Origin of the sequence: Protofrankia sp. Cj5 (assembly GCF_917627405.1) — a bacterium.
Lineage (GTDB): Bacteria > Actinomycetota > Actinomycetes > Frankiales > Frankiaceae > Protofrankia.
The window spans coordinates 1-8,285 of sequence record NZ_CAKJTO010000154.1; the positions used below are offsets into that span (position 1 = coordinate 1).

The window sequence follows — 8,285 nt, forward strand, 5'->3', positions numbered from 1 at the left end:
GTTGCGCCTGGTCCCCGCGGTTGCTGGCCTACCCGGCGGCGACCGGTTCTGGAGCAAGGCGTGTCCGGCGCTGATGGTCTGGACGGAGCGGAGGCGTTTCAGAGCGCACATGGGTTGGAGCCGGGCTTTGAGCCGGCCGTGGTCGGCTTCGATCCGGTTGTTCTCCCCGGCGGCGTCGACGTGGCAGGCCTCGGGTAGGAGTTCGTCGAGGAGCCGCGGGTAGACCGGTGCCTTGTCGGTCGTGACCTCGACTGGCCGGCGCCCATGCGCCAGCGCCCGGATGAAGAACGTGCGGGCGGCGGCCTGGTCACGACGGGCATTGGCCAGGACGTCGATGACCTGGCCGTGCTGGTCGACCGCCCGGTACAGATAGGCCCACCGGCCGGAGATCTTGACGTAGGTCTCGTCGACGAACCATCTGTCTCCAGGCCGGTGTCGGCGCGGCCGGGCGGCCTCGACCAGCGAGGGCGTGAAGCGCTGCACCCACCGGTAGACCGTGACGTGATCGACCTCGAGGCCGCGTTCGGCGAGGAGCTCCTCCACATCGCGGTACGACAGGGCGAACCGCAGGTACCACCGCCAGAACAATCACCTCGGGCGGGAACCGGAACCCCGCGAACTCCGACGCCGGAACCGGTGGGCGGCACGACATCGACGCATCACTCGATCAGACCGAACGGCCGCCGCAGGACAGCGGAATCTGCCGATGCAACAGCGCCTCACCATCAGCGACGGTGACGCGGCGTCGCTCATCGTTGCTGGGAAAGACTCAGTTCGCTATTGTTCTCGTTAACGGGTGGAGGCGGCCCGGCGAGCCGAATCGTCTGCCGGACCTTGCGAACCGAGGGCAAATGCGGCCGATCGGTAATCAGAGAAGGATCTCAGTCCAGGATGAGTGCTTCCCGTCGAAGCGCTGTAGCGGGTCACCGCTGTCCTCGAAAAGAGGGGTTGCGCTATCTCCGTCCGTAGGGTATGTCACGGTGATGCTCTCCATGTTCCAGTTGTCTTCTGTGCTCAAGGGGTCAGGCTGCCCCGAAGTGAAGCTGACTCGGAAATACCGGATATCTCCGAGCGATACCCATGACGGCAGTCTCATCGTCGCAGTATTCGTCGAGTTATTTGGCCAGTTGGCGCCCTGGTTCAGGTCCGCTGTCTGCTCGACGACAGCGGCTGCCTTCGTTAGACCTACGTGGCCGTAGACGTGGCTCTGCGATCGGACGTCATCGCTGCCTGTTGTGATCGTGACATTGAGACTGGGAACAGGTTGGTTAGGATTGAAAGGCAAAGCACACCCCCGCAAGACAGACCACGTACTGGGGCCGCAGGAACCTGGCTGCAGCCGGACGCTTGTAGGCCCCGGCGGGCCTGGCCTCGCTCCCCCCTGGAATTTGGAATCGGACCTCGGTTCATCGGCGAACCGGATCGATTCGCCGATGAACCGATCGGAGCAATACCCGGGAGGCAACGATGAAAACAGGGTAGCTGTCGGTGGTTTGTTGTGATCAGCATTTCATGATCTGTGATCTATGGGGGTAGGTAGAGGCAGAGCCGGTGTCCGGCGGCGAGCATGTCGATCAGTTCGCGGAGCGGGTGGGGTATCGGGGTGGTGGTCCAGGCCTGCCAGATCCGGAGCAGGAGATGGAGTGGGGTCAGGCAGGCGCGGACCTGCCGGAGGCTGACTGGCCAGGACAGTGGTGTGCCGCTGCGGACCGGTTGTGGGTTGTCGTCGGGTGGGCTGGGTGTGGGGGGCTCGGCTGGGGTGGTGCTGTCGTGCCAGCACAGGCTGAACGCGCAGTTCACCAGGGTCCAGTGCCGCTGGATGGCGGTGGCGGAGCGGACCTGGAAATCGGCCCAGCCGAGTTCGTGTTTGACCTGCTTGTAGTCCTGTTCAGTGCACCACCCATGATGCTCCTGAACCGGGTGTCTCCTCGCATGGCGGGGCGATAATCGGTGTGGAGGCATTGCTGCGGTTGGTCGATCTGGTCGAGCGGCTGCGGTCCCCGGCGGATGAGGCAGGGGGTGGGTCTGGATGTCCGGTGACGGAATCGAGCCCCCCAGTCCCGGGTGTGGATGAGGATCCCGGTCGATCGGCGGATGGCGACGGTACGCCTACTGGGTGTGCTAGGTCGTGTATCTCGTTGTGATCTCTCGGTTGGTTCCGGGCTCGTTGCCGTTGCCGGGCCGGTAGATCGTTTGGTGTGACGCGTGCGCAGCTCAGCGATGAGGAGTGGGAGTTCATCCGGCCGTACCTGCCGATCGGCGAGTAAGGCCCGTACCCACACGGACTGCGGGGGCAGTTCGAGGGTGTGGTGTGGCGGTTTCGGACCGGTGCCCAGTGGCGGGAGATGCCGGCGGTGTTCGGTGCCTGGTCGACGGTGTCGAACCGGTTCCGGCAGTGGCGTGACGCCGGGGTGTTCCAGGCTCTGTTCGAGGCCGTGCTCACCGAGGCCGCCCGGCGGGGCGAGGTCGACCTGTCGCTGGTGAGCGTGGACTCCACCACGGTCCGGGCCCACCAGGACGCCGCTGGTGCCTGGGTGAGCGCCGACGTGCTGGCGGCGCTGGAGAAGGCCACCGGCGGGGACGGGCAGAAGAGCCGGACCGAGGAAAAGGTGCCCCTATGTCCTGCGTCAAGCCGGTGAGAGGGTCGGGGCCTGGTAGAAGGTCCCATCGCGGAGCATCGCGTAGAGCACGTCGATCCGGCGTCGGGCGAGGCAGGTGAGGGCAGCGACGTGATGTTTGCCTTCCGCGCGTTTCTTGTCGTAGTAGGCCCGGGACGCGGGTTCGCGTAGAGAGGCGAACGCGGCGAGGTAGAAGGCGCGTTTGAGTTGTTTGTTGCCGCGTCGGGAGGGGTGTTCCCCGCGGATGGAAGAGCCCGATGTTCGGGTGGCCGGGGCGAGACCGGCGTAGGCGGCCAGGTGCCCGGCGGTGGGGAAGCTGCTGGCGTCCCCCACGTCGATGAGGATGCGGGCGGCGGTCCTGACCCCGATACCGGGCATGGAGGTCAGGACCTTGGAAAGAGGGTGGGCCTCCAGGAGTTGTTCGATCCGTTCCGCGAGGAGTTTCCGCTGGTCATAGACGGCGGTCAGGGAACGGGCCAGGCTGGGGATGATCAGCGTCGCCGCGTCGGTGCCGGGTACTGTCACGGTCTGCTCGTCCAGGGCGGCGACGATGTCTTCTACCAGGCGTTCGGCCATGCGCGGTGCCTGGGGCCGCAGCAGGGTCACCAGGCGGCGGCGTCCGGCCTTGCGAATCTGGGCTGGGGAACCGTGGCGTTCCAGCAGGGTGCGCACGGCCGGGTGGTCCAGGCGGGGCCCCAGCACGCGTTCCAGCGAGGGATGGATCTGGGTGAGCAGGCCACGCAGCCGGTTGCTGGTGCGGGTTACCTCCTGGGCGAGGTCGTCATCGAAACCGGCGAGCATCTCCCGCTCGGCCCGGGTGTCGTCGTCGGGAGCGAGGTCGCGCAGGGTGTGCGGCATGGTACGGCCCGCGTCGGCGATGATGAACGCGTCGCGGGCGTCTTCTCCGAACTAGAAAATGTTCCGAAGCAGTCGTTTTGCCTGATGTGACAGGTCATGGATTGCGATGGTTTGTGGGTGGTGGGTTTGTGCTGGCGCGGCCGGCCGCCTCGGCGAAGGCCGGGATGCCCAGCTGCACGGCCTGTCGACGTTGGTTGATGATCTGGTCCATCTGGGCGAGCTTGGCGTGGGCTCCGGCGAGGCTGACCTTGAGTCCTTCGGCTTCACCGAGCCAGTGGTGGGTTTCGGCTTCGGCGATGCGGGCAACGAGGTTGTCGCGGATCTGGGTGAGACGGTCGCGGGCGGCCGGGTCTGGCCGTAGCAGTGGGCAGCGCAAGCAGCTGTGCTCGTGGATGCAGGGGGTGTCGTAGGAGCGGCCGCAGTCACCGACGGAGACCTTGCGGTGCTCGAAGTGGCCGATGAACTGGTTCCATTCCTCGTCGGTCGGGGTGCGGTACTCCTCGCTGGGCCGTAACGCGCGGCGGCGGGCGATGAACGCCCGATGCCCGTTGATCACCTCCTCGGGGTAGACGGCTAACGGCACAGTCGGATATTGGAACTGTCCGAATGCTCTCCGGATCATCGCTGGACTATGATCCGGAGCCGTCTGATGCCGTCTGATGCCGTCTGATGCCGTCTGGTAGCAAGCCTGGGAGCCGACGTTGGCATGTGCACTCGGCCGGATAGTGAGACAGGCACCCCTGCGGCCAAGGAGGCGATGGCCGCCGGCCCAGCGCCACCCCGCGGTCGTCCGACTACGAAGTGCCCGACCGGCGCTGCGCTGTACTCGACAGCTGTCGCCGATCCACATGACATCTTGCGATCTAGTTCTGGTCGCGTGGGTTGCGCAGAAACCCGTCCTTCAACGCCTGGGCTGCCCGATGATCGCCGAGGGCGGACAGGAGGCGAACGAGGTCACGCGCTGAAGTCAGAGTGTGAGGATGATCGTCGCCGAGCAGGCGGCGACGACGGGCCAGGGTCTCTTCGGCCAGCTCTCTTGCAGCCTGAAGGTCGCCGAGTGCGCGCAAGGTGCGCGCGAGGTTATGTGCTGTGATCAGGGTGTAAGGGTGGTCGTCGCCGAGCAGGCGGCGGCGACGGGCCAGGGTGTCCTCGTTCAAACTGCGTGCGGCTTGATGATCACCGAGTGCGTAGAGCGCCCGGGCCAGGGAGTGTGCCGAGTTCAGGGTGTCTGGGTGGTCGGCGCCGAGCAGGCGCCGTCGGCGGGCGAGCGTGTCCTCGGCCAGTTTTCTGGCCGCGCCGTAGTCGCCGAGGGCGCGCAGGTCGTGGGCGAGGCTATTCGCTGAGGTGAGGGTGTCGTGGTGGTCGTCGCCGAGCAGGCGGCGGCGACGGGTCAGGGTGTCCTCGTTCAGCATGCGTGCGGCCTGATGGTCGCCGAGTGCGCGTAGGTCGAAGCCGAGGTAGTACGCCGTGGTCAGGGTGTCGTGGTGGTCGGCACCGAGCACGCGCCGTCGGCGAGTCAAGGTGTCTTCGGCCAGGTCCTTCGCAGCCTGGTATTGGCCGAGGTTGTAAAGGTCGCGGGCGAGATTGTGTGCCGAAGCGAGGACGTCGGGGTGGTCGGCGCCGAGAATGGGGGTCCATCGTTGATGGAGGTCGGCGGCAAGTCGGTGGGCTGCATGGTAGTCGCCCCGGGCCCAAAGGTAGTCGCCAGTTTTTAGCAGTAGCCGCCGGGCTTTGTCGCAGTTTTCGCTGGCCGACGCGGGGTCGTGTAAAGCGGGCGCGGCGAGCGCGTGGGGTGCCAGAGTAGCCCAGTCGGGCCATCCAGCCGGATCGGTTGAGTCTGTGCCCGGCACAACCGCGGCGAGCAGACCGCGGGCCTGCGCGGCGACGGCGGCTTGGCGCTCGGTGGGCAGGTGGGCGCGGATGACGGCCTGTACCAATCGGTGGAGCTGGACGCTGTTGCCCGTGCGGCGGGCGAGGCCGTAACGCCGGATTGCGGCGACTACATCGTCGAGGTCGCCCTCTGCGGCGGCGGTCTGCAGCGCGCCATCCACCCGGTCGGGGAGTATCCAGGCCAGCGGAATCGGGTCGGGGCCGCAAAATGCAGCCAGCTCCAGAAGACCGGCAGCGGAGGGCACGGTGCCTTGGAGCTGCTCGAGCGCCAAGGTCCAGCAGGTGTCAATGGTTCCGCCGTAGGCAAGGTCCTCTCCTCGGACGAGCATCGTCGCTCGCCGGGACCGGAACCGGTCGAGGTAAGCGGCGGGTGGGAGGCCTGTGGTCTCCAGATAGCTTGCGGCCTGTTCCATCGCGAGGGTAACCAGCCCAACTCGCATGCCAGGGCCGCAGCCAGCCCTGCTTGTGCATCGTCGGCGAGGACGCGTACCCGGTCCCTGAGAAATGTCACGGCCTCGTCTTCAGTGAACACATCGATCTCGACCGGGACGCTCAGGTTACCCCACACCGGGTTGCGGGAGGTGATCAGTACGTGGCCGGTGGGGCTGGCTGGCAGCCACGATCTCAGCTCCGCTGCGGTGGTGGCGTTATCAAAGAGCAGCAGCCAGTCGGTCCTGCGGGCGAGGGCCGCGAGAACTTCGGTGGCGTCGGCGACCGTTCCGGTGGCCGGTAGCCCGAGCCGTGGGGCGAGTGTGGCCAGTTGGTCGCCGATGAGGTCGTTCTGTTCGGCATTGATCCACCAGGTTAGAGTGTAGTCGCCGGTATGCCGCCAGGCGTACTCGATGGCCAGTTGTGTCTTCCCTACTCCACCCAGGCCGTGTAACGCAGTGACTGCCACGCGCCCCCGCCCTTGGCCAAGGCAGCGTGAATTTGCTCCAGCAGCGGCTGTCGGCCGGTGAATGTCGGTAATCTATGAGGCACGTTCCATATTGCCGGCAACCGGCCGGGGAACGTTGGCGCAGCATCGGGCATGGTGTTGCCCCCGACAGTTGCGGAGCCCGGGAAGGGTGGCGCGGTGGCGGGTTTTCCGCGTTCGTTCTCCGCGGCGGCAAGCAGCCGCTGGCGGGCTGCGACTTCGTCGACATCGAACAGGTCGGCGGTGACGAGCTGGCGTAGGAGACCCGGCCGCTTGCAGTCCTCGACGCGGAAAGCGAGTAGGCTGCGGCGCTGGCCGTCTGGGTCGCTTGCCCAGGCCGCCTGCCACTCCTCGCCGGCATAGGCCGAGTCCAGGTAGGAAGCCGAGAGCACCGCGACCGTACGGGCGGTTTGCTGGGTCGCCCGCTGCATTTCGGCGACGAAGTGGGCGCCTGCGCCGAAGTCCCACGCCTGAATGCGTACCCGGTGGCCCGCGTCCTCCAACTGCCAGGCGATCCATTCAGCCCAGGCCCTGTCTGCGCTCGCGTAGGAGACGAAAAAGTCAACCCCGCTGGGACCGCCGGCGTCGTCTGCCTCCGCTGGGCCTGCCCCCGTGACCACCCGGCCATAATGCCAGCATCTTCCGGCGTCCGGGGAGACCGCCCCCGACGTCTAATTTTCGCTTGTTACCTACCGATCCGTTCCATTTCGGGTAGGCCGATCGATGCGGTGGCTGACCTCGGCGGCGTAGGTGGTCCAGTCCCCGGCGGCGGCCCGCTGCCAGGCGACGGCGACGCTGATGTGGATGCCGAGCATGCGGGCGAGGATGGCGGCGGGGAGTTCGGTGGCGAGAGTGAACAGCGCGGTGGAGCGGTCCTGCCCGGGGGCGAGGCCGATGCGCTGGAGACGGACTCCGAGCCGGTCGTTGCCGATGGGCTGGCCGGGGCGGCCGCCTGGGAACAACCACCCGACGGTGGCGGGGGCGCCGATCACGGCATGGCTGCGGCGGGTGGCGAGGAGGTCGCGGACGAGGCCGGCCAGCGGTTCGGGCAGGACGACGGGCGCGGCACCGAAGGTGATCGCGACACGGTCGCCGTCGGTGTGGATGTCCTCGACGGTGAGTTCGCAGATGGTGGCGACGCGCTGGGCGTAGAGCAGCAGGAGGAGTCCGGCGACCCGGTCGGGGAGGGGCAGGGTGTCGTCGTGGAGGAGGCGGCGGGCGTCGGCCCAGCGTTTCTCGGTGTCGATCGGCCCGCGGGGGCCGTCCCAGCGGGCGGTGCCGAAGGTCAGCCGGGTGGCGTGCCGGTGCTCGACGGCCCAGCGGACGAAGTGGCCCGTCTCGTCGCGGTAGCGGGCGTGCGGGTCGGCCCTCCACTGGTCCACCTCGGCCTGCATGCAGGTCTGCAGCGCCAGGTCGTGGCTGGCCAGCCAGTCCAGGAAGTCGGCGGCGGCGGTGATGTGGCAGCGCACGTTGAGGGCCTGTAGGTGGGTGGTGGGGGCGCCGTTCAGGCGGGCGCGGAGCCTGCGCAGGTGGTGCCAGACCGCGTAGCCGTGCAGGATCCGGCGTTCGGCCGGGTCGGCACGCGCTTTGATCTTCTCGGTGGCCCACTGTTCGAGGCCGACCAGTCGTTCGTCGCGGGCGGGTAGGGTGCCCACGGCAACCAGGATGCTGCGCAGGTGGGCGAGGGTCTTGCCGGCCGGGAGCTCGTCGAGGACGTCGTGGGTGAGGGGGCGCTGGTCGCGGCCGATCTGGGTGAGGAGTGCCCGGACGGCAGGCCGGGCCAGCCAGGCCAGGGCGGTGTCGGGGCGCTCGACGCCGGCCAACGCCTGGTGCAGCACGGCGAGGTCCGCCCGGACCTGCCCGGTGCCGTCGCCGAGGAGGTCGCGCACGTGGCGGTCGAGGGTGCAGCGCTGGCAGGGGCGCGGGCTGAGCTGCCAGGTCGTCCGGCAGGTCGGGCAGCGGTCCCAGAACTGCGGGTCCGGGTTAAGGCAGCGGGCGCACAG

General features: G+C 67.7%; 4 protein-coding genes and 5 pseudogenes. 1 reads left to right on the plus strand and 8 read right to left on the minus strand.

What is annotated here, in order from left to right:
- Positions 1–652, minus strand: a pseudogene (locus MJ777_RS21130) (IS6 family transposase); the annotation flags it as partial.
- Positions 653–1,524: 872 nt separating this feature from the next.
- A complete protein-coding gene (locus MJ777_RS21135) occupies positions 1,525–1,800 on the minus strand; it encodes a hypothetical protein (protein WP_239377561.1) in 276 nt (91 codons plus the stop codon).
- A 398-nt stretch (positions 1,801–2,198) separates the two neighbouring features.
- Here MJ777_RS21135 and MJ777_RS21140 point away from each other — a divergent pair.
- Positions 2,199–2,570: pseudogene (locus tag MJ777_RS21140) on the plus strand (transposase); the annotation flags it as partial.
- Positions 2,571–2,627: 57 nt separating this feature from the next.
- Here the strand turns inward: MJ777_RS21140 and MJ777_RS21145 are convergent.
- The 6 genes and pseudogenes from MJ777_RS21145 to MJ777_RS21165 form a co-directional block, all read right to left on the minus strand.
- Positions 2,628–3,518, minus strand: a pseudogene (locus MJ777_RS21145) (IS110 family transposase); the annotation flags it as partial.
- A gap of 52 nt (positions 3,519–3,570) precedes the next feature.
- Positions 3,571–4,098: a hypothetical protein gene (locus tag MJ777_RS21150; protein ID WP_239377562.1), complete on the minus strand. Its 528-nt coding sequence runs from the start codon at positions 4,096–4,098 to the stop codon at positions 3,571–3,573.
- 241 nt (positions 4,099–4,339) lie between these two features.
- Complete coding sequence (gene fxsT, locus MJ777_RS21155; protein ID WP_239377563.1) at positions 4,340–5,806, minus strand: FxSxx-COOH system tetratricopeptide repeat protein; 1,467 nt, start codon at positions 5,804–5,806, stop codon at positions 4,340–4,342.
- A gap of 104 nt (positions 5,807–5,910) precedes the next feature.
- Positions 5,911–6,264 (minus strand): annotated as a pseudogene (locus tag MJ777_RS23300) (ATP-binding protein); the annotation flags it as partial.
- Positions 6,228–6,902: a toll/interleukin-1 receptor domain-containing protein gene (locus MJ777_RS21160; RefSeq protein ID WP_239377564.1), complete on the minus strand. Its 675-nt coding sequence runs from the start codon at positions 6,900–6,902 to the stop codon at positions 6,228–6,230. The pseudogene MJ777_RS23300 and the gene MJ777_RS21160, both read right to left, overlap by 37 nt.
- Before the next feature lie 69 nt (positions 6,903–6,971).
- Positions 6,972–8,285: pseudogene (locus MJ777_RS21165) on the minus strand (site-specific integrase); the annotation flags it as partial.

Bases quoted from the DNA above. Each gene is read 5' to 3' on its own strand.
- fxsT (WP_239377563.1), bottom strand. From the start codon at position 5,806: ATGCGAGTTGGGCTGGTTACCCTCGCGATGGAACAGGCCGCAAGCTAT.
- MJ777_RS21150 (WP_239377562.1), bottom strand. From the start codon at position 4,098: ATGATCCGGAGAGCATTCGGACAGTTCCAATATCCGACTGTGCCGTTA.